19 protein-coding genes are annotated in these 17831 nt (G+C 58.2%); 11 read left to right on the top strand and 8 right to left on the bottom strand.

The annotated features are described in order from the left end of the window. Window positions 1-49 precede the first annotated feature (49 nt). The 9 genes from VF694_RS15590 (at window position 50) to VF694_RS15630 (ending at window position 8241) form a co-directional block, all read left to right on the top strand. Window positions 50-1786, top strand: a complete 1737-nt coding sequence (locus VF694_RS15590; RefSeq protein WP_059318317.1) for a proline--tRNA ligase — start codon at window positions 50-52, stop codon at window positions 1784-1786. 65 nt (window positions 1787-1851) lie between these two features. After that, complete coding sequence (gene ybgC, locus VF694_RS15595) at window positions 1852-2277, top strand: tol-pal system-associated acyl-CoA thioesterase (protein WP_003805592.1); 426 nt, start codon at window positions 1852-1854, stop codon at window positions 2275-2277. A 2-nt stretch (window positions 2278-2279) separates the two neighbouring features. Continuing rightward, a complete protein-coding gene (gene tolQ, locus VF694_RS15600) occupies window positions 2280-2954 on the top strand; it encodes a protein TolQ (RefSeq protein ID WP_440164869.1) in 675 nt (224 codons plus the stop codon). Continuing rightward, entirely contained in the window at window positions 2954-3400 is a 447-nt protein-coding gene (gene tolR, locus VF694_RS15605) for a protein TolR (protein WP_003805597.1), read from the top strand. Before tolQ ends, tolR begins: the two co-directional genes overlap by 1 nt. A gap of 50 nt (window positions 3401-3450) precedes the next feature. Beyond that, the gene (tolA, locus tag VF694_RS15610) at window positions 3451-4575 is read left to right on the top strand and encodes a cell envelope integrity protein TolA (RefSeq protein ID WP_059318316.1); all 1125 of its coding nucleotides are present in this window, start codon (window positions 3451-3453) and stop codon (window positions 4573-4575) included. Between the two features lie 15 nt (window positions 4576-4590). After that, the gene (gene tolB / locus VF694_RS15615) at window positions 4591-5901 is read left to right on the top strand and encodes a Tol-Pal system beta propeller repeat protein TolB (RefSeq protein WP_003802282.1); all 1311 of its coding nucleotides are present in this window, start codon (window positions 4591-4593) and stop codon (window positions 5899-5901) included. 34 nt (window positions 5902-5935) lie between these two features. Next, window positions 5936-6439, top strand: coding sequence for a peptidoglycan-associated lipoprotein Pal (gene pal / locus VF694_RS15620; RefSeq protein WP_003802285.1), 504 nt, complete (start codon window positions 5936-5938; stop codon window positions 6437-6439). A gap of 216 nt (window positions 6440-6655) precedes the next feature. Continuing rightward, window positions 6656-7345, top strand: coding sequence for a tol-pal system protein YbgF (gene ybgF / locus VF694_RS15625; RefSeq protein ID WP_003802286.1), 690 nt, complete (start codon window positions 6656-6658; stop codon window positions 7343-7345). A gap of 89 nt (window positions 7346-7434) precedes the next feature. After that, window positions 7435-8241 carry an alpha/beta fold hydrolase gene (locus tag VF694_RS15630; protein ID WP_131070841.1) on the top strand — a complete coding sequence of 269 codons (807 nt, stop codon included), beginning with the start codon at window positions 7435-7437 and terminating at the stop codon, window positions 8239-8241. Window positions 8242-8307: 66 nt separating this feature from the next. On the opposite strand, the gene VF694_RS15635 is transcribed toward VF694_RS15630, so the two are convergent. Beyond that, window positions 8308-8799, bottom strand: a complete 492-nt coding sequence (locus VF694_RS15635) for a copper chaperone PCu(A)C (RefSeq protein WP_131070842.1) — start codon at window positions 8797-8799, stop codon at window positions 8308-8310. A 145-nt stretch (window positions 8800-8944) separates the two neighbouring features. Between VF694_RS15635 and VF694_RS15640 the strand changes: the two genes are divergently transcribed. Further along, on the top strand, window positions 8945-9382 hold the full coding sequence (locus VF694_RS15640) for a PaaI family thioesterase (RefSeq protein ID WP_039943501.1): 438 nt from the start codon (window positions 8945-8947) through the stop codon (window positions 9380-9382). A 3-nt stretch (window positions 9383-9385) separates the two neighbouring features. Continuing rightward, a complete protein-coding gene (locus VF694_RS15645) occupies window positions 9386-10792 on the top strand; it encodes an MATE family efflux transporter (protein ID WP_440164870.1) in 1407 nt (468 codons plus the stop codon). A 179-nt stretch (window positions 10793-10971) separates the two neighbouring features. Here VF694_RS15645 and VF694_RS15650 read toward each other — a convergent pair whose 3' ends face one another. The 7 genes from VF694_RS15650 to leuE form a co-directional block, all read right to left on the bottom strand. Further along, the gene (locus VF694_RS15650) at window positions 10972-12051 is read right to left on the bottom strand and encodes a BMP family ABC transporter substrate-binding protein (protein WP_003802296.1); all 1080 of its coding nucleotides are present in this window, start codon (window positions 12049-12051) and stop codon (window positions 10972-10974) included. 24 nt (window positions 12052-12075) lie between these two features. Next, the gene (locus VF694_RS15655) at window positions 12076-12993 is read right to left on the bottom strand and encodes an ABC transporter permease (RefSeq protein ID WP_440164872.1); all 918 of its coding nucleotides are present in this window, start codon (window positions 12991-12993) and stop codon (window positions 12076-12078) included. Continuing rightward, window positions 12993-14054: an ABC transporter permease gene (locus tag VF694_RS15660; RefSeq protein WP_003802300.1), complete on the bottom strand. Its 1062-nt coding sequence runs from the start codon at window positions 14052-14054 to the stop codon at window positions 12993-12995. Before VF694_RS15660 ends, VF694_RS15655 begins: the two co-directional genes overlap by 1 nt. After that, window positions 14041-15579: an ABC transporter ATP-binding protein gene (locus tag VF694_RS15665; RefSeq protein WP_240209524.1), complete on the bottom strand. Its 1539-nt coding sequence runs from the start codon at window positions 15577-15579 to the stop codon at window positions 14041-14043. Before VF694_RS15665 ends, VF694_RS15660 begins: the two co-directional genes overlap by 14 nt. A 135-nt stretch (window positions 15580-15714) precedes the next feature. Beyond that, entirely contained in the window at window positions 15715-15906 is a 192-nt protein-coding gene (locus VF694_RS15670) for a YqaE/Pmp3 family membrane protein (RefSeq protein ID WP_003802304.1), read from the bottom strand. 135 nt (window positions 15907-16041) lie between these two features. Further along, window positions 16042-17028, bottom strand: coding sequence for a diaminopimelate dehydrogenase (locus VF694_RS15675; RefSeq protein WP_003802306.1), 987 nt, complete (start codon window positions 17026-17028; stop codon window positions 16042-16044). 63 nt (window positions 17029-17091) lie between these two features. Next, window positions 17092-17727: a leucine efflux protein LeuE gene (leuE, locus tag VF694_RS15680; RefSeq protein WP_240209503.1), complete on the bottom strand. Its 636-nt coding sequence runs from the start codon at window positions 17725-17727 to the stop codon at window positions 17092-17094. Window positions 17728-17831: the final 104 nt, after the last annotated feature.

A 17831-nucleotide genomic window follows, 5' to 3' on the forward strand; every position in this document is an offset into this window, starting at 1 on the left:
AATTCAATACAATTAGATCTGATTATACGTACCTGACGAGTTCCCTACCATGCATGCTAGCCAGTATCACATTAATACCCTGAAAGAAGCGCCTACCGAGGCCGAAGTTGCCAGCCACCAGCTCATGACGCGCGCCGGCATGATCCGCAAAGCGGCCGGCGGCATCTACACCTATATGCCCATGGGCCTGCGCGTCTTGCGCAAGATTGAAAACATCATCCGTCAGGAAATGGACCGCTCCGGCGCCATTGAGCTGCTGATGCCTGTGGTCCAGCCTGCCGAGCTCTGGGTAGAGTCGGGCCGATGGGAGAAATATGGTGACGAACTGCTGCGCATCAAGGATCGTCATCAACGCGATTTCGTGCTGCAGCCCACCTCCGAAGAAGTCATCACCGACATTGCGCGCAACGAGATTCACAGCTGGCGCCAGTTGCCCGTCAATTTCTACCACATTCAAACCAAGTTCCGTGACGAGCGTCGTCCCCGCTTTGGCTTGATGCGCGGCCGCGAATTCACCATGAAGGACGCCTACTCCTTTGACCGCAACGCCGAGGACGCGCAGGCAAGCTACGACAATATGTACGCAACCTACATGCGCATTTTCGGTCGTCTGGGCCTGAATTTCCGTGCTGTGGCCGCTGACACGGGCTCCATTGGCGGCTCGCGCAGCCATGAATTCCAGGTTATTGCTGACACGGGCGAGGACTTGCTGGTCTACAACCCCGACACGGACTACGCTGCCAATATCGAACTGGCCCCTGCTCCTTGCCTGCTGGCCGAACGCGCCGCACCTGGACAGGCGCTGGTCAAGACAGCCACCCCCGACGCGCCCAAATGCGAGCTGGTTGCCCAGCAACTGGGGCTGGATCTGACCGCCACCGTCAAGTCCGTGGTGCTGGCCACAGAGGTCGAAGAGGACGGACAGACCAAAACAACAGTCCACCTGCTGCTGGTTCGCGGCGACCATGAAGTCAACGATATCAAGGTCTCCAAGCTGGCTGGCTTTGAAAAAGGTCACCGTCTGGCAACGGAAGAGGAAATTGTGTCCACTTTTGGCTGCAAGCCTGGCTATCTGGGCCCCATCGGCACGCGCCAGCCTGTGCAAGTGATCGCCGACCTGACCGTCGCCAACATGAGCGACTTTGTGTGTGGCGCTAACGAAGAAGGCTTTCACTACACGGGTGTGAACTGGGGACGCGATCTGCCCGAACCCATCACGGCGGACCTGCGCAACGTGGTGCACGGCGACCCTGCCCCCGAAGGCGGCAAGCTGGCCATCCAGCGCGGTATTGAAGTGGGCCACGTTTTCTTCCTGGGTGATGTGTACTCCAAGAAGCTGAACGCCACCTTTTTGGAAACGGATGGTAAACCGGCTGTCATGCAAATGGGCTGTTATGGCATTGGCGTCAGCCGCATTGCCGCCGCTGCCATCGAGCAAAACCATGATGAACGCGGCATGATCTGGCCTCGCGCCCTGGCCCCCTTTGAAGTGGTGATCTGCCCGATTGGCTTTACCAAGAGCGATGCCGTGCGCCAGACCGCTACCGACCTGTACAAGCAGCTCAGGGAACAGGGCGTGGATGTCATTCTGGACGACCGCGATGCCCGCCCCGGCATCATGTTTGCCGACTGGGAGCTGATTGGCGTGCCCTTGCGCATTACCATCGGCGAGCGGGGCCTGAAAGAAGGCGTGGTTGAAATGCAGGCACGCCGTGACGCCAGCAGCACCCACGTCCCGGTCGAGCAGATTGCTCAGGTCAGCGTGGAGCGTCTGGCAACACTGTAAGGACTTCCAGCAGGGCAGGCACGCAGCCTGCCCTGCCCGTCAACATAAATTCTTTTACGAACGACATGCTTAATGACAAGTGGGACACCCAGGCTCGGCTTGATATTCGCGTATATTACGAGGACACCGATGCCGGCGGGATTGTGTATTACGCCAATTACCTGAAGTTCTTCGAGCGTGCGCGCACGGAGTGGCTCAGAAACCTGGGAGTAAACCAATCGGATGTGGCCGAGCAGAATCAACGCCTGTTCGTAGTCAAGAAGGTTGAAATACAATATCTCAAACCTGCCCGGCTCGATGATTTGATCTCGGTGCGCAGCCGCATTACCCAGCTGGGTTCGGCTACCATCCATTTCGAACAAGGTGCCCTGCGAGGTGGGGAACTGTTATGCCAAAGCACCATCCAAATTGTTTGCGTTGACGCCAACACGCTTCGTCCAAGCAAGCTGGACTCTGATTTACGTACCCTCTTGGAAAAGGTTCAGGACTGACCATGCAAGCTACTAGCGACCTGTCGCTGATTTCGCTACTTCTCGATGCCAGTATTCCCGTTCAGCTTGTCATGCTGATCCTGCTGGGAATTTCGATTCTCTCGTGGGCCTATATTTTCAGCAAAAGGGCTGCACTTAAACGCACGCTGGAACAGACCCGCCGTTTCGAGGACGACTTCTGGGCCGGTGGCGATCTGGCCGTGCTTCAGCAATCCATTTCCTCGCGACGTGCCGAACATGGCGCCCTGGCTCGTATTTTTGAAGCCGGCATGACCGAATTCATCAAGGCGCGTCGCAGCCACAGCTCAGGCCCGGCGCTGCTGGACGGACCACGTCGTGCCATGCGCGCCAGCTACCAGCGCGAAATGGATACGCTGGAGACACACCTTAACTTTCTGGCCTCTGCCGGCTCGGTCAGCCCCTACATTGGCTTGCTGGGCACCGTCTGGGGGATCATGCACGCTTTTATCGGCCTGTCGGGCATGCAGCAGGCCACGCTGGCCTCGGTGGCACCCGGTATTGCCGAAGCGCTGATCGCCACAGCGATTGGCCTGTTTGCTGCCATCCCTGCCGTGGTGTCCTACAACCGCTTTACCAATGAGCTCGATCGTATCTCGATCCGCTTTGACAGCTTTATCGACGAATTCCTGAACATCTTGCAGCGGCAGGTGAACTGATGCCATCGATGCGTGGAAGCACCGGCCGTCATGGCCGTCGCATGAAAAACGAAATCAACGTCGTCCCTTATATCGACGTGATGCTGGTGCTGCTGGTGATCTTCATGGTTACCGCTCCCATGATTACCCCCGGCCTGGTAGAGCTACCCTCGGTTGGCCAAGCCTCCGAAGTGCCTGCCAAACCCGTGGAGATTCAGGTTGATAAGGACGGCAAGCTGGCCATACGCTTGCGCGATGCGGGCTCCGAGTTCATGAACATCGAAAAGTCCACATTGCTCAGTGAAGTGCGCTCGCGCATGCAAGCCGACAGCCCGGTTGTCATTGCCGCCGACGGCAAGGTTCCCTACGAGACCGTCATGGGCTTGATGGATGAACTGCGCTCCAATGGCATCAACCGCCTGGGTCTGATCGTCGATCGCAACAGCGATCCTGACGCTCGCAAATAATCTCTGGCCGGATAGCGTGTTCGCCATCCGGCGCGAAAAACCTGAACTGAATGAAGCACAGAACACGCAATACCCGCAATCAGGCGCTGCGCTCGCCTGAGCAAAAGGAAGATCGGCGCGGCCTGCTCATCGCCCTGGGTCTGCACGGGCTGTTGCTGCTCGCCATTTTTGCCGGCGCCCTTTTTTCTGCGCCCAAAACACCCAATGCGGTCCAGGTCGAATTGTGGATGGACGGTGTTGCGCCTGATGCAGCCGTCAATGCCGACCCGCAAGCTCCTGAGGCCGAAGCCGAGCCGCAGCCCGAACCCGAGCCTGAGCCAGCGCCTGAACCCGAACCCACGCCCGAGCCAAAACCCGAGCCGCCTCCGGCGCCCAAACCACCTCCCGAGCCTGCCAAGGTCACTCCTCCTGCCGAACCCGAAGTAGATCCTGAGATCGCTTTGGAACAGGCTCGCAAGGAGCGCGAGAAAAAAGAGCGTGAGGAAAAACTGGAGCAGGAGCGACAGGAAAAGCAACGCCAGGAAAAGCTGGCAGCGGAACGTCGTGAGCGCGAGCAGAAGGAAAAGCAGGAGCAGGAACGCAAGGAAAAAGCGGAAGCTGAGGCCAAAGCCAAGGCTGAGGCCGAGCGCAAGGCCAAAGCAGAAGCCGAGACTAAAGCCAAGGCCGAAGCCGAGCGTAAAGCCAAAGCAGAAGCCGAGGCCAAGGCCAAGGCAGACGCTGAAGCCAAAGCCAAAGCCGAGGCTGAACGCAAGGCCCGTGCGCAGGCTGCTGCCAAAGCCAAGGCAGATGCTGAACGCAAGGCCAAGGAAGAAGCCTTCCGTCGCGCCATGCGCGAAGGCGCTCCTGGCCGCCCCGGTGGTACCGCAGACCGCAATCAGGCCGGTGGCGGCGGTGGTGATGGTGGCTACGCTGCCAAGGTGCGCGCCTGCGTGCAGCCCGGCGTGGTCTACAGCACCCCGCCCCGCTCTGAAGTACGCGGCAACCCCGCACTGCTGTATCGCGTGGACCTGAACGCCGATGGCACGCCCAATCGCGTTCAAATCAAACGATCGTCCGGCATCGCGCAGTTCGATGATGCCGTATCCAAGGGTCTTGCCCGTTGCAGCCCTTTCCCCAAACCGCCTAGCGGGCAGTATCCATCGTATATTGATGGCGAATACCGCATGTTCGATTAATCAGGAGATTGCATAATGACCGCCGCTACCCCTGCCCTGGCGACCTTAGGTCGTCATTGGCGCGCCACGGCCACCGGAGCGTTTGCCCTGGCTGCTGGCATGTTCGCCAGCCAACCGGCCCAGGCCCAACTGCGGGTTGATATATCGGGTGTGGGTGCTACCCAGTACCCCATCGCGATCGCCGATTTTGCTGACAACCCTGCCAGTCAATCCCTGGCCGAAGTGATCCGCGCCGACCTGACTCGTTCGGGTCAATTCCAATTGATCAATGCCACCGGTGCTGCCTTGAATGCGGAAAGCACCATTGCTTATGACGAGTGGCGCAATCGTGGTGCCGACTATCTGGCCTATGGCTCGGTCACTCAAGCCGGCGGCCAATATTCCGTCAGCTATCGCCTGGTGGACTCGGTCCGCCAGACCCAGCTCGATGGTGTGGCGTTTGCGGGCAGCGAGAAAGAACTGCGCCGCATTTCCCATCAAATTGCAGACCGGATCTATGAAAAAATTACGGGCGTACGGGGCGTTTTTTCGACCCGCCTCGCCTATGTGTTGCAAACAGGCAACAATTACGAGTTACAAATTGCTGACGCTGACGGCCAAAATCCGCAGGTAATGTTGCGTTCTCGACACTCAATCATCTCTCCCGCCTGGTCCCCAGACGGGAAAAAACTGGCTTATGTGAGCTTCGAGAACGACAAACCTGTTGTATATGTGCAAACCTTGGCCACCGGTCATCGTGAGCCACTGGCTAATTTCAAGGGGAATAACAGTAGCCCTGCCTGGTCGCCAAACGGCAATCAGCTTGCTGTTGTGCTCTCCAGAGACGGTATTTCGCAGATTTACACGATAAATGCAGACGGTTCGGGCTTGCGTCGTGTGATGCGTTCACCTCTGATCGATACTGAACCGAGTTTTACGCCCGATGGCAACTCCCTTGTGTTTGTGAGCGATCGTGGTGGCGCTCCGAACATTTACAAAGTGAGTCTGGGTGGTGACGATGCGCAACGCATAACCTTCAACGGGAGTTACAATATTTCACCGGAGGTCTCTGCAGACGGTACTAGGCTTGTATACGTCACACGCAGAAACGGTGCTTTCCGAATTGCCATTCAAGATATGGCATCAGGAGCAGAGCAACTGCTGACGACAGGTCCCGACGATCAGTCTCCGAGTTTCGCCCCTAATGGGATGCAGATCTTATATAGTTCTGTTCAGGGGGGCCGCAGTGTCCTAGCTGTGACATCCGTGGACGGTCGCGTTCGTCAGACCCTCTCGTCTTTGAATGGCAAAGTACGCGAACCCACCTGGGGACCATTTACCAACTGACATCCTGTGTGACTCTTTTTCAAAAGGAATTCAAATGAGCTCGCGCATTCTTAAAAGTCTTTCCCTCGCCGTTATGGCTGCTGCCCTTGCTGCTTGCAGCTCGGTTCCTCTGGATCAATCTGGCTCCGGTTCAACCGGCGGTACTGGATCGGACTCTGCCAGCGCAGGCCAGATCATGGACCCATTCAACCCTCAAAGCCCACTGGCACAACAGCGCTCGGTGTACTTTGATTACGACAGCTACGTCGTTAACGAGCAGTACCGTAGCCTGGTGGAAATGCACGCTTCGTACCTGAGCAGCCATCCTCAGCAAACCGTGCGCATCGAAGGTAATACCGACGAGCGTGGCGGTGCCGAGTACAACTTGGCTCTGGGTCAGCGTCGTTCCGACGCCGTTGCACGCATGCTGGGTCTGCTGGGCGTGAGCAACAGCCAGATCGAAGCAGTGAGCTTTGGTAAAGAGCGTCCAAAAGCCTTGGGTAACACCGAAGCTGATTACGCTGAAAACCGTCGCGCAGACATCGTTTACCAACGATAATTCCTGCATCGACCAAGTGGTTCCGACGCCGTGGCGGTAGTTAACGCCGCGGCGTTTTTTTATCGGCAGCATGCCCGAGCCACTGAAAATTCGTTATGCTGGACACCGGGCTCGCCAGGCCGGCGCAAAGCCCCAGGATGACCGCCCCCACAGAGGGGAGCCCTGCAGGCAGGGAGCCTGCGCACTGCGGATGCACATTTTTTAACGGACTTCACTATGCACGCTTATAAAAAGCCTTTTCGTCTCGCGACCGTCGCTCTGCTGGCGACGGCCGCCCTGTTTGCCAGCCTGCCGGCCAAGGCCTTTGCCGATGACGAGGCCCGACGCGCCATTTTGGAGCTGCGGCAGCAAATTCGTCAGATGAACGAGCAAAACACCCAGGCTCGTCTGCAATTGGCCGATCAAATTGATATGCTGCGCTCCGAGGTAGTGACTCTGCGCGGTCAGGTCGAGAAACTGAGCTGGCAAGCCAGCACCCAGGGTCAGAACACTACTGCCGCTCCGGGCCCCCAAAGCCCGCAAGCCGCTGACCCACAAGAACAAGCCGTATTCGATAGCGCCATGGATGCCTACCGGGCAGGTCAATACAAACCTGCCGCGGATGCCTTTGCCAGCTTTCTCGCCGCCTACCCCACCAGCGTTCTGGCAGACGAGGTTCGCTTTTACGAAGGCAGCAGCCTGTACGCCATCAAGAGCTTTAAAACCTCCATCCAGAAGCTGCAGGCTTTTGTGAAGGCTTCGCCCCAAAGCCCCCGCGCTGCCGATGCTCTGATGGTCACGGCCTCCAGTCAGATTGAGCTGAACGACCTGAGCGGCGCCAAGACCACGTTACAGCGCATTGTGAAAGACTATCCACAATCGGAAGCAGCCGAGACGGCCCGCAGCCGCCTGAAGCTGCTGGAATAGTCCTCCCAGCGCGTAAAGCCATACGGACCGGGTTCAGACCCGGTCTGTTTTTTTCAGGCATTAGCCCTGCCTGCTAACGATTGCTTGCCATGACAGACCCTTTTGCCGATTTCTCCACGCTTGAACTGACCGTCCAAGGCTATCGCCACACTTTCGTCGATCAGGGCCAGGGTGCGCCCGTTTTGCTCATTCACGGTTCCCTGTGCGATTGGCGCTACTGGCGCTGGCAGATTCCCGCTTTTGCCGCTCAGCACCGGGTTCTGGCTCCCAGTCTGCGCTCTTATTGGCCGGGTGTGCCCAGCCCCGGCAACTTCAGCACGGCGCGACACGCCCAGGACCTGCAGGCCCTGCTGGATCAGCATATTCCTGATGAGAAAGTGCATATCGTGGGGCACTCTCGCGGGGGGCATGTAGCCCTGCTGCTGGCTCAAAGGATGCCCGAGCAAGTGGCCAGCCTGACCTTGGCCGACCCCGGCTTTCCGACTCCTGGTGCGTATTCGTACGCTCCCTTGTTCCAGCAAGTGGCCGAACGCCTGGAACAGGGCGACCGTGATGGCGCCATGGCTCTGTTTGTGGATACGGTTAATGGCTCAGGGACCTGGAAGCAAATGACGCGCTGGTTCCGCGAGATGATTCAGGACAACGCCCACACCATGCTGGATCAGCAGCAAGAGCCCCATCAAGGTCCGGACCTGGAATGGCTCAAGCAAATGGATGCGCCCCTGAGCTTCATCACGGGCGAAAATAGCCCCACGCGCTACCACCATTGTATGGACATCATTCGTCAGCACCGACGCGAAGACCAGATGCACCGCATCCCGCTGGCCGCCCACGGCATGAATCTGGCTAATCCCAAAGCCTTCAACCAAGCGGTGCTGGACGCGCTGCAGGCCTGAAGCCCAATGGAAAACTGGCCGCATGCCGCGACCAGCTCCCGGTTTCCAGCCAAACGTTCAATGCGTTCAATACTCCTGTGTCTTGGCAGGACGCAACTCGCACTCGGCCTGAACCTGAGTATCGTCCGACAAATGCAGACTCAAGATGATGCGCTCGCCCAAGGCCAAATCCTCTTTGGCCTGACCCAGCATCACATGGAAAGCCCCCGGCTTCAGGCTCACTGTTCCGCCCGCCGGGATCTGCACCTCGGAGACATGAGACATGCGCGCCATGCCCTGGTTCTCGCTAGTTTGATGCAGCATCACATGCCCAAAGGACAATGAGCTGGCTCCTGTCACGGCGACGGACTGCTCACCCTTGTTCTCCAACTCCAGATAGGCGGCCGAAGGGGTGGGCTTGGGCAGCAGGCGCACCCAACATTGGCTGGCATGTACCTGAGTGCTTAAAGCGCGTACCGGCTCAGGCTTGCCATGACCGTGCCCGTCGTGCCCTTGCGCCATCACCGTGCCGGTCGATGCCAGCAAACCCAAGGCCAGAACAACAATGCTGCGTTTCATGATGCTCCTCGATTCTTTGTGATTGTTTAGAATTGGCCCTGCTCTATTGGCACAGGTGTCGAACTACCCCCATACGCAGGACGATCTGATACAGTACCAGCCAGTATGCCTTTCTTACAACGGCCCTCTTTTCAGTGACGACGTCATGACCCGCACACATTCTGCACCCGAGCCTAAAATCGATATTGTCCAGTTTCGTGATCTTCTAGAGCGTCTCCATCCTTTTGCCGCCGTTCTAGGAATTGATGTGGTGCATATTGGTCATGACAATGCCTGTTTGCGTTTGCCTGAGCGCAACGCTCACCAACGCATGGGAGGCATGGTGGCAGGCCCCATGCTGATGGGGCTGGCGGACCTGGCTTTGTATGCCGCTGTGGTGGGCGCGACCGGCAATCCGGATGCCGTTACCTCCAGCCTGACCATCAACTTCCTGCGCAAGGCCCCACCGGGCGACATTCTGGCTCATGCCCGGATTCATAAGACAGGCCGCACCTGTGCGGGCGATGTGCTGCTGGAGCCGGCCAGCGGCGGCCCGGCAGTAGCCCAAGTGATCAGCACCTGGTCTTTGCCGCGCATCCAATAAACCATGCTTGCACAAACCCACACCCCCGGCCCGAGCCAGCTCTGGCTGGCGGAGTTGCAATCGTCCCTGCGTCTGGGCGGGCCATTGATTCTGACCAATCTGGCTCAGGTCAGTCTGTTGGCCACCAACCTGATCTACATGGGCCGACTGGGCCCCGATGAACTGGCTGCCGGCTCCTTGTCGGCCAGTCTGTATCAAGCCTTCATGATTTTCAGCATGGGACTGGTATCCGCCGTGGTTCCCATGCTGGCAACCACGCTGGGGCGGCGGCTGCGTGATGTCCGAGAGTCGCAACAGATCATTCGTCACGGCTTTTTGACGGCTCTGCTCATCACCCTGCCCGCCTGGATGGTGCTGTGGAACGCCGAGCACATCCTGGTGATGATGGGCCAGGACCCCGTCGTGGCGGCACGCGCCGTATCCTATATGCACACCTTGCAATGGGCCCTGCTGCCTTATCTGGGATACATCGTGCTGCGCTCTTTTTTGGCGGCCATGGAAAAACCAGGATGGACCCTGGCGGTAGCGATCATCGCGATTGGCATCAATGCCCTGCTGGGCTGGCTGCTGGTATTTGGCAATCTGGGCCTGCCGGCCATGGGGCTGGCCGGGGCCGGACTGGCCACGACCGCATCGAGCATCTTCATGTTCGCGGCATTGAGCTGGATCGTGTTGCGTGACCCGCGCTTTCGACGCTACTACCTATTCAATGAAGCCTGGCAATGGAGCGCGAAACGGCTGTGGAAAATGTGGTCACTGGGCATCCCTATCGCCATTACCTTCACGCTGGAAACCCTGGTCTTTTACGCGGCCGTCATGATGATGGGGGTGCTGGGTCAATCCGATCTGGCCGCCCATGCGATTGCCATGCAGATCTGTTCCGTGTCCTACATGATTCCTTTGGCCTTTAGCCAGGTGGCCACCATACGTGTAGGACTGGCCGCCGGCCGGGTCGACCCCTTGGGCGCCCGTCGTGCTGGCTGGATTTCCTACATCCTGGGGGTGGGTTTTATGGGTCTGGCGGCCTTGGTGTTCTGGTTCGCCCCCCTGACCCTGATTGGCCTATTCCTGGATCTGGATGTGGCCGAGAACCAGGCTGTTATTCAGCTAGCTATCACTTTTCTGGCACTGGCAGCGCTGTTCCAGATCAGTGATGGAGCCCAAGCCGTTGCGGCGGGGATGCTACGCGGTCTGCATGATACGCGCATACCCATGGTGCTGGCCTTGCTGGGCTATTGGGTTCTGGGTGTTCCTACAGGCTCTTTGCTGGCCTTTCAATTCAATATGGGCGGCGTGGGCATCTGGATCGGACTGGTCACCGGCCTGTCTGTTGTGGCAGTACTGATGACACTGCGCTGGATGCGGGCTTCACGACGTCTGGGACGCAAGCGCCCTGCACAATCAGCCTAGCCTTGAGATCGTCACCTATCTAGCTGATTGGAAACAAAGCCCATAGCCACGCCACAACCCCAGCATGCCTGGCCACAACGTGAGCAAATGCCGACACGGCCGCCCCTAGCGGTATCCATAAGCCCCTTGGCGGAAAATCCGTCAAGGGGCTGTCGTGACTCTACAGTCGGCGATGCGAATTACTGCTTGGGCAGTTTGCTGGCCACGCCTTCCACGTAGTAATCCATGCGGTTCAACGCATCGTCATCCAGGAAACCGGATTCCAGACGCACTTTGCCGTCGTTGTCCTTGATAGGAGCAGCAAAAGGCTGCAGCGTGCCTGCCTCGATCTCGGCCTGCTTGGCCAGAACGAACTCTTTCACGTCAGCGGGTACTTCGGGACCAAAGCCTTCCAAAGCGGCCATGCCGGACTTCAGGCCACCCCAGGTGCTGTCATTCTGCCATTTACCATCCAGCACTTCCGTGGCTTTGCGCGTAAAGTAGTCGCCCCAGTGGTGAGTGACCGCAGCCAGTTGGGCTTTAGGACCGAACTTGCTCATATCAGAGTGGTAGGCAATCGCATACTTGCCGGCTTCCTCGGCCGCTTGTACGGTTGCCGTGGAGTCGGTGTGGTGCGTCACCACGTCCGCGCCCTGCCCCAGCAAAGTGACTGCTGCGTCGCGCTCTTTACCTGGGTCGTACCAGCTATTGGCCCATACCACGCGCACCTGTGCTTCCGGATTCACGCTCTTCAAGCCGATGGCGAAAGCATTAATACCCTGCAGCACTTCGGGAATGGGGTGAGCACCCACGTAACCGACCACATTGGATTTGGTCATCTTGCCAGCCAGCACGCCAGCCAGGTAACGGGACTCATAAAAACGGGCATTGGTGGTTGCCACGTTAGGAGCTGTCTTGTAGCCAGTGGAGTGAACAAATTTCACATCCGGAAACTGCTTGGCCACTTTCTGCGTCTGGTTCATGTAGCCAAACGAGGTTGTGAAGATCAGCTTGTTGCCTTGCTGGGCCAGATCGCGAATCACACGCTCAGCGTCGGCGCCTTCCGGCACGTTTTCCACATACTGAGTGACCACGCGGCCTTTCAGGGCCTCTTCCATTTGGCGACGGCCAATATCCTGCTGCCAGGTCCAACCGGCTTCACCGATAGGGCTGACATATACAAAACCGATTTTCAGGGGTTCTTGATCGTTTGCCTGAGCGGACACAGGCAAGGCGGCCAGGGGGGAAGCGATGGCAGCGGCCAAAAGAGCCTTGCGCATAAAGTTTCCAGTCATGTCAGTCCTCTAGTTGTTGGGATTGAAGTTTTTGCCAAGCGATGCAGGCATATTCAACCTGATCCAGTTAGCGTTTCGAGAAATTAATACCAGCACAATAATCGTGGCCAGATACGGCATCATGGCCAGCAATTGCGAGGCTACCGGAACACCCAGAGCCTGCGCATGATAGGTCAGGATCGTGACCCCACCAAACAAGTAAGCGCCCAGCATCACGCGCCAGGGACGCCAGGTGGCAAACGTGGTCAGCGCCAACGCGATCCAGCCACGCCCAGCGACCATATTCTCGACCCACATGGGTGTATAGACCAGACAGATGAAGGCACCGGCCAGACCGCAGCAGGCACCGCCAAACATCAAGGCGCCCAGACGAATGTAGCGCACGTTGTAGCCCAGCGAGTGCGCCGAGGCGGGCGATTCACCCACCGCACGCAGTACCAGACCGGAGCGGGTACGAGTCAGGAACCAGGCCACGGCAATGCACAGCACCCAGGACACATAGACCATGTAATGCTGCTGGAAGAAGGCGGGGCCGATCAGGGGAATATCTTTCAGCACGGGAATGGGCCACTTGGTCACAACCAAGGAGTTACCGGTAAAAGGCAGGCCGATATAAGCCGAGGCCCCGACCCCGAACAAGGACAGGGCCAGGCCACACGCGACCTGGTTCGCACCCAGCCACACCGTCAGCCAGGCAAAGGCCGCCGCCATCACCATGCCAACAAGTGCGCCCAGCACAAAGCCCAGAGCAGGGCTGCCGGTTTGCACGGCCACGGCAAAGCCTACAATGGCCGCCATCAGCATCATGCCTTCCGAACCTAGATTAATCACGCCCGACTTTTCATTGATCAGCAAACCCAGGGCTGCCAACAGCAAAGGGGTTCCGGCGTTGATGGTTGCGGCCAGCAAAGGGGCAATCGCGTCCATTACTTTCTCCAGACCAAACGCTTGGTGATGAACACGTCACAAGCCAACAAGGAAAACAAGAGGATGCCCTGAAAAATGCCGGTGATCGCATTGGGCAAGCCCAAACGGCTTTGGGCCAATTCACCACCGATATACAGCAAGGACATCACAAAGGAAGAGAAGATCAGCCCCAGCGGGTGCAGTCGTCCCACAAAGGCCACGATAATGGCTGCAAAACCATAGCCGGGAGAAATAGAGGGCGTAAGCTGCCCGACCGGGCCCATCACCTCTGCTGCGCCGGCCAGTCCGGCCAGTGCGCCCGAAATGAGCAGAGAGCTCCACAGCGCCTTGCGGGATGAAAAACCGGCATAACGAGCCGCCAGCGGGGCCATGCCCCCCACCCGCAAACGAAAACCAGCCATGCTGCGCGTCAGGAACAGCCAGGCTGCCACCGAGGCAATCAAGGCCAGAACAATACCGGTATGCAAGCGAGTCGCCGGCAAGACAGCGGGCAAGAGAAACCCGTCAGAAAACAGACTGGACTGCGGAAAACCGAAACCCTCAGGATCGCGCAAGGCACCGTGCACCAGATAGCTGAGCAGGTGCTGAGCCACATAAACCAACATCAGGGAAACCAGAATCTCGTTGGCATTGAAACGGTCTTTCAGAAAGGCCACGATCGCAGCCCAGGCCATGCCGCCCATCATGCCGCAGGCCAGCGCCACGCCAATCAGGAAAAAACCACCGTTGTCGCCATCGTCCACATGCAGTATGAACGCCCCGGCGGCCAAGGCTCCCATCACCAACTGCCCTTCCGCCCCAATATTGAAGATGTTGGCCCGGAAACAAATAGCCAGACCGACCGAGATCAGCAGCAGGGGAATCAGCTTGACGCCCACCTCGGCCCAGCCATTCAGGTCACGCAAGGGTTCCAGAAAAAAGACATTCAAGCCCGCCAGGGGATTTTTACCCAGGGACCAGAACAAGGTTCCGGCGACCACCATGGTCAGCAACACGGCCAGCAAGGGGGAACACCAGGCCATCAAGGTTGAGGGCGTGGCGCGAGTCTCAAGCCTGAACATGCTTGTCCTCCGTCCACAAACCGCTCATCCATTGCCCGATCTGATCAACACTGGCTTGCGCCACGGGAATAGAGGGAGACATACGACCTTTGGAGATAACAATCAGACGATCGGCGATCGCAAACAATTCATCCAGTTCTTCAGAGATCACCAGCAAGGCACAGCCGGCATCGCGCAGGGCCAGCAGTTCAGCATGAATCTGGGCAGCCGCCCCAACGTCCACGCCCCAGGTCGGCTGGGCAATCACCAGAATCCGGGGCTGACGGGTCACTTCACGGCCGATAATGTACTTTTGCAGATTCCCCCCAGACAGACTGTTGGCTGCGGCCTGCTCATTAGAGGTTTTGACTCGGAAGCGCTTGATAATCCCACCCGCCAGACGACGAATGCTGGAAAAGCGCAAAAAACCGCGTTTGACCGTCTCTTGATTCTGATGGGACAGCAGCAGGTTTTGTGCCAGCGACAATTCCGGCACCGCGCCCCGCCCCAGGCGCTCCTCAGGCACAAAGCCCATGCCCTGGTCACGGCGCCAGGCCGCGTCACGCTGGGCAATAGGCTGACCATCCAGCAAGATCATGTCAGCCTGTGCCCGGGTATCCTCACCCGACAAGGCGGCCAGCAACTCCTGCTGTCCATTGCCCGAAATCCCGGCCACACCCAGGATTTCGCCCTGGTGCAGATCAAAGCTGACATCCTGCAACTCGCAGGCAAAGGGGTGCGATTTGCTCAGCTGCAAGTGACGGACCTGCAAAAGCGTGCCCCCCTGCCGTGCACGGCGCTCGCCCAAGGACTGGGGTTCGGCGCCAATCATCAGGCGCGACAAACTGGCCGTGGTCTCCTGGCGCGGATCGCAGTAGCCCGTGACCTTGCCCATGCGCATGACCGTACAGGCATTGCACAGCTCACGGATCTCATCGAGCTTATGACTGATATAAACAATGCTGCAGCCTTCGGCAGCCAGCTGACGCAACGTGCCAAACAGGCGGCGCACGGCTTGGGGCGTGAGCACCGAGGTGGGCTCATCCAGAATCAGCAGCTTGGGCTTGCCCAGCAAAGCACGCACGATCTCTACCCGCTGACATTCGCCTACCGACAAGGTATGAATGTGACGCTGCGGGTCCAGGTCCAGCCCGTATTGACTGGCGGTCTCGCGGATGCGCCCCGCCAGCTCCTTCATATTGGTGGAAGCGGGCAGACCCAGGGCAATGTTTTCCGTAACGGTCAGGGTGTCAAACAGCGAAAAATGCTGAAACACCATCCCAATACCCAGTTGCCGTGCCGCTGCCGGGCTGCTGATCTGAACCGCTTGGCCGTCCCACAGAATCTCGCCCTGATCGGGCTTGACCACCCCATAAATGATTTTCATCAGGGTGGACTTGCCGGCGCCATTTTCCCCCAACACAGCGTGAATCTGCCCCGGCAGGATAGACAGGGAGACATGGTCATTGGCGACCACGGCCGGGTAGGCCTTGGTGATCTGGCGAAGCTCCAGGCGTGGTACCGCCTGGGGGTCTACGGACACCATTTGCTCACCGGACTCAGGAGAATGGCCCACGGGAGACGAGAGGGTCATGGCTGTATCAGCAAAAAAAGATAAAACGTCTGAGCAAGCACGTCAGGGCCCGCTCAGACGTAGAGAAAGAGAAGAAAAAGCCGGGGTTTAACGCTTGCCCAGGGCTTGTTCGATTTTCTTGTCGGTCTTGTATTGGCTAAGTGCATATACCGCCCAAATCGCGGCGGGAATCCATCCAATCAGGGTCAACTGCAAGATCAGGCAAATAATGCCCGCCACAGGCCGGCCAATCGTGAAAAAACCCAACCAGGGCAACAGGAGTGCGATCAGTAAGCGCATGGAAACACCCAACATTAGTAAGAAGTGGGCGCTATTTTACCCTTTATTGGCGCACCGAATCATTCAGGCGGAATCAAACCGGAATCGGGGTCCGGTTCTGCCTGGCAGAACCGGGTTGCGACGATGTCACTGAATTTACAGCAGCTCTTTGCGCAACTGCGCGGGTGACTTGGGCGAGAGCAGCCCAGGCGGCACATCCAGCACAGTCTGAGCACCGATCTGACCATTCTTGTTCATGCGGTAGGCGGCACGAGCGTAGGCCACCAGAACGCTGGACGTGAATTCCGGGTTGCTGCCCAGCTTCAATCCGTATTCCACCACTTGCTGCGAGCCCGCCGCAGACTGACCACTGCGAATGACAAAGCCACCGTGAGGCATGGCGGCATGATCTCGCGCCAGGGTCTGGGCGTCGATGAAATTCACTTCGGTGTCATAGTCAGCGAAATAGTCGGGCATGGTCACAATGGCTTCTCGCACAGCATCGGCATCCGCACCCTGCTCCAGCACGACAAAACACTGGCGCTTGTGCTTTTCACGGGTGCTCAGCTCCGGCTGTTCGCCATTACGCACGCGCTGGACCGCTGCTTCGACGGGCAAGGTATATTGCACGCCCCCGGCGACCCCGGCCACCCGACGGATGGCATCCGAGTGTCCCTGGCTCAGACCCTTGCCCCAGAAGGTGTAGGTCTGCCCCACTGGAAGCACACATTCCCCATACAGGCGGTTCAGGGAAAACAGGCCGGGGTCCCAACCCACGGCAATCAAGGCCGTCGTGCCAGCGCCTTGCGCTGCTGCATCCACCGCCGCGTAATACTCAGGAACACGGGCATGGGTATCAAAGCTGTCAACCGTCGTGAACCAGCGCGCCAGAGCCGGGCCTTGCTCGGGCAGATCATTTTTAGAGCCACCACAGAGAATCAGCACGTCAATATCATTACGGTAGTGCTCAATCTGGTCCAGGGCGCGTACGGGCACACCGGCACTTTGCAGTTGCAGGGAAGCGGGATCGCGACGGGTAAAAACGCCGACCAGCTCCATGTCCGGGTTTTGTGCCAGGGACAGCTCTACGCCTCGCCCCAAATTGCCGTAACCTGCAATACCGACACGGATTTTGCTACTCATGGTGTTTTCCTTAAATCTGATAAATAAGTGCTGTCAGAACGGCTGCGCTCTGAGACGGCCGGTTCAGTCGCCGATCATGCGGGCAGCAAAGCCCATGAACAGCAGCCCCACCGAGCCATTGCCCATGCGGGACAAACGCTGATGACGTCGAAACATTCCTGCCAGGCGGTCACCGCCAAAAATCAGCAAAGACAAATAGCAAATGCTGATGATCTCCACCACCAGGCCCAGCACCATAAAGGCCAAGCCCGTGTGACCTTTGGAGGGGTCCACAAACTGCACAAAAAAGGACAGGAAAAACAGGATGGCCTTGGGGTTTAACAAGCTCAGCAGCAAGGCTTTGCGGAAACGGGTTTCGTGACGCAGGCGCGTGTCCACGGACTGCACTGCCCCCCCTTGCCGAAAGGCCGACTGCAAGAGCCGCAAACCCAGATACAGCAAATAAGCGGCACCGAGCCACCGTATGCCCGTATACAACATCGGCAGTGTCTTGAGCAGCGAGGCAGCGCCCAAGGCGGTCAGCGTCATTAAAATACCATCGCCCACCACCACGCCCAAGGCCGCTTTATAGCCTTCGCGCACACCGTGACCGGCGCCACTGGCCAACACGTACAAAGAATTGGGGCCAGGCAAAAGCACGATGACCACCGTGCCCACAACAAACGCCCAGAAATTGACTACACCGATTTGCTCAAGCACGCCAGCCTCGCTAAACGCAGCACAATCTGCAATTTTAGCGCTAAAAAAATGCCCCTGGCACGGGTGAAATGCCAGGGGCGATCAGGTCAGCTTGTAAGGTCTGC

It is taken from the genome of Alcaligenes sp. Lyrl_28 (genome assembly GCF_051948705.1).
GTDB lineage: Bacteria > Pseudomonadota > Gammaproteobacteria > Burkholderiales > Burkholderiaceae_B > Alcaligenes > Alcaligenes ammonioxydans.

What these genes read in the sequence shown, in the direction of transcription:
- tolB (WP_003802282.1), top strand. Translation starts at nt 4,591, where the DNA reads ATGACCGCCGCTACCCCTGCCCTGGCGACCTTAGGTCGTCATTGGCGC.
- tolR (WP_003805597.1), top strand. Translation starts at nt 2,954, where the DNA reads ATGCCATCGATGCGTGGAAGCACCGGCCGTCATGGCCGTCGCATGAAA.
- VF694_RS15650 (WP_003802296.1), bottom strand. Translation starts at nt 12,051, where the DNA reads ATGCGCAAGGCTCTTTTGGCCGCTGCCATCGCTTCCCCCCTGGCCGCC.
- tolQ (WP_440164869.1), top strand. Translation starts at nt 2,280, where the DNA reads ATGCAAGCTACTAGCGACCTGTCGCTGATTTCGCTACTTCTCGATGCC.
- VF694_RS15660 (WP_003802300.1), bottom strand. Translation starts at nt 14,054, where the DNA reads ATGTTCAGGCTTGAGACTCGCGCCACGCCCTCAACCTTGATGGCCTGG.
- VF694_RS15640 (WP_039943501.1), top strand. Translation starts at nt 8,945, where the DNA reads ATGACCCGCACACATTCTGCACCCGAGCCTAAAATCGATATTGTCCAG.
- VF694_RS15655 (WP_440164872.1), bottom strand. Translation starts at nt 12,993, where the DNA reads ATGGACGCGATTGCCCCTTTGCTGGCCGCAACCATCAACGCCGGAACC.
- VF694_RS15665 (WP_240209524.1), bottom strand. Translation starts at nt 15,579, where the DNA reads ATGGTGTCCGTAGACCCCCAGGCGGTACCACGCCTGGAGCTTCGCCAG.
- VF694_RS15590 (WP_059318317.1), top strand. Translation starts at nt 50, where the DNA reads ATGCATGCTAGCCAGTATCACATTAATACCCTGAAAGAAGCGCCTACC.
- ybgC (WP_003805592.1), top strand. Translation starts at nt 1,852, where the DNA reads ATGCTTAATGACAAGTGGGACACCCAGGCTCGGCTTGATATTCGCGTA.
- VF694_RS15670 (WP_003802304.1), bottom strand. Translation starts at nt 15,906, where the DNA reads ATGCGCTTACTGATCGCACTCCTGTTGCCCTGGTTGGGTTTTTTCACG.
- VF694_RS15675 (WP_003802306.1), bottom strand. Translation starts at nt 17,028, where the DNA reads ATGAGTAGCAAAATCCGTGTCGGTATTGCAGGTTACGGCAATTTGGGG.
- VF694_RS15635 (WP_131070842.1), bottom strand. Translation starts at nt 8,799, where the DNA reads ATGAAACGCAGCATTGTTGTTCTGGCCTTGGGTTTGCTGGCATCGACC.
- tolA (WP_059318316.1), top strand. Translation starts at nt 3,451, where the DNA reads ATGAAGCACAGAACACGCAATACCCGCAATCAGGCGCTGCGCTCGCCT.
- pal (WP_003802285.1), top strand. Translation starts at nt 5,936, where the DNA reads ATGAGCTCGCGCATTCTTAAAAGTCTTTCCCTCGCCGTTATGGCTGCT.
- VF694_RS15630 (WP_131070841.1), top strand. Translation starts at nt 7,435, where the DNA reads ATGACAGACCCTTTTGCCGATTTCTCCACGCTTGAACTGACCGTCCAA.
- ybgF (WP_003802286.1), top strand. Translation starts at nt 6,656, where the DNA reads ATGCACGCTTATAAAAAGCCTTTTCGTCTCGCGACCGTCGCTCTGCTG.
- VF694_RS15645 (WP_440164870.1), top strand. Translation starts at nt 9,386, where the DNA reads ATGCTTGCACAAACCCACACCCCCGGCCCGAGCCAGCTCTGGCTGGCG.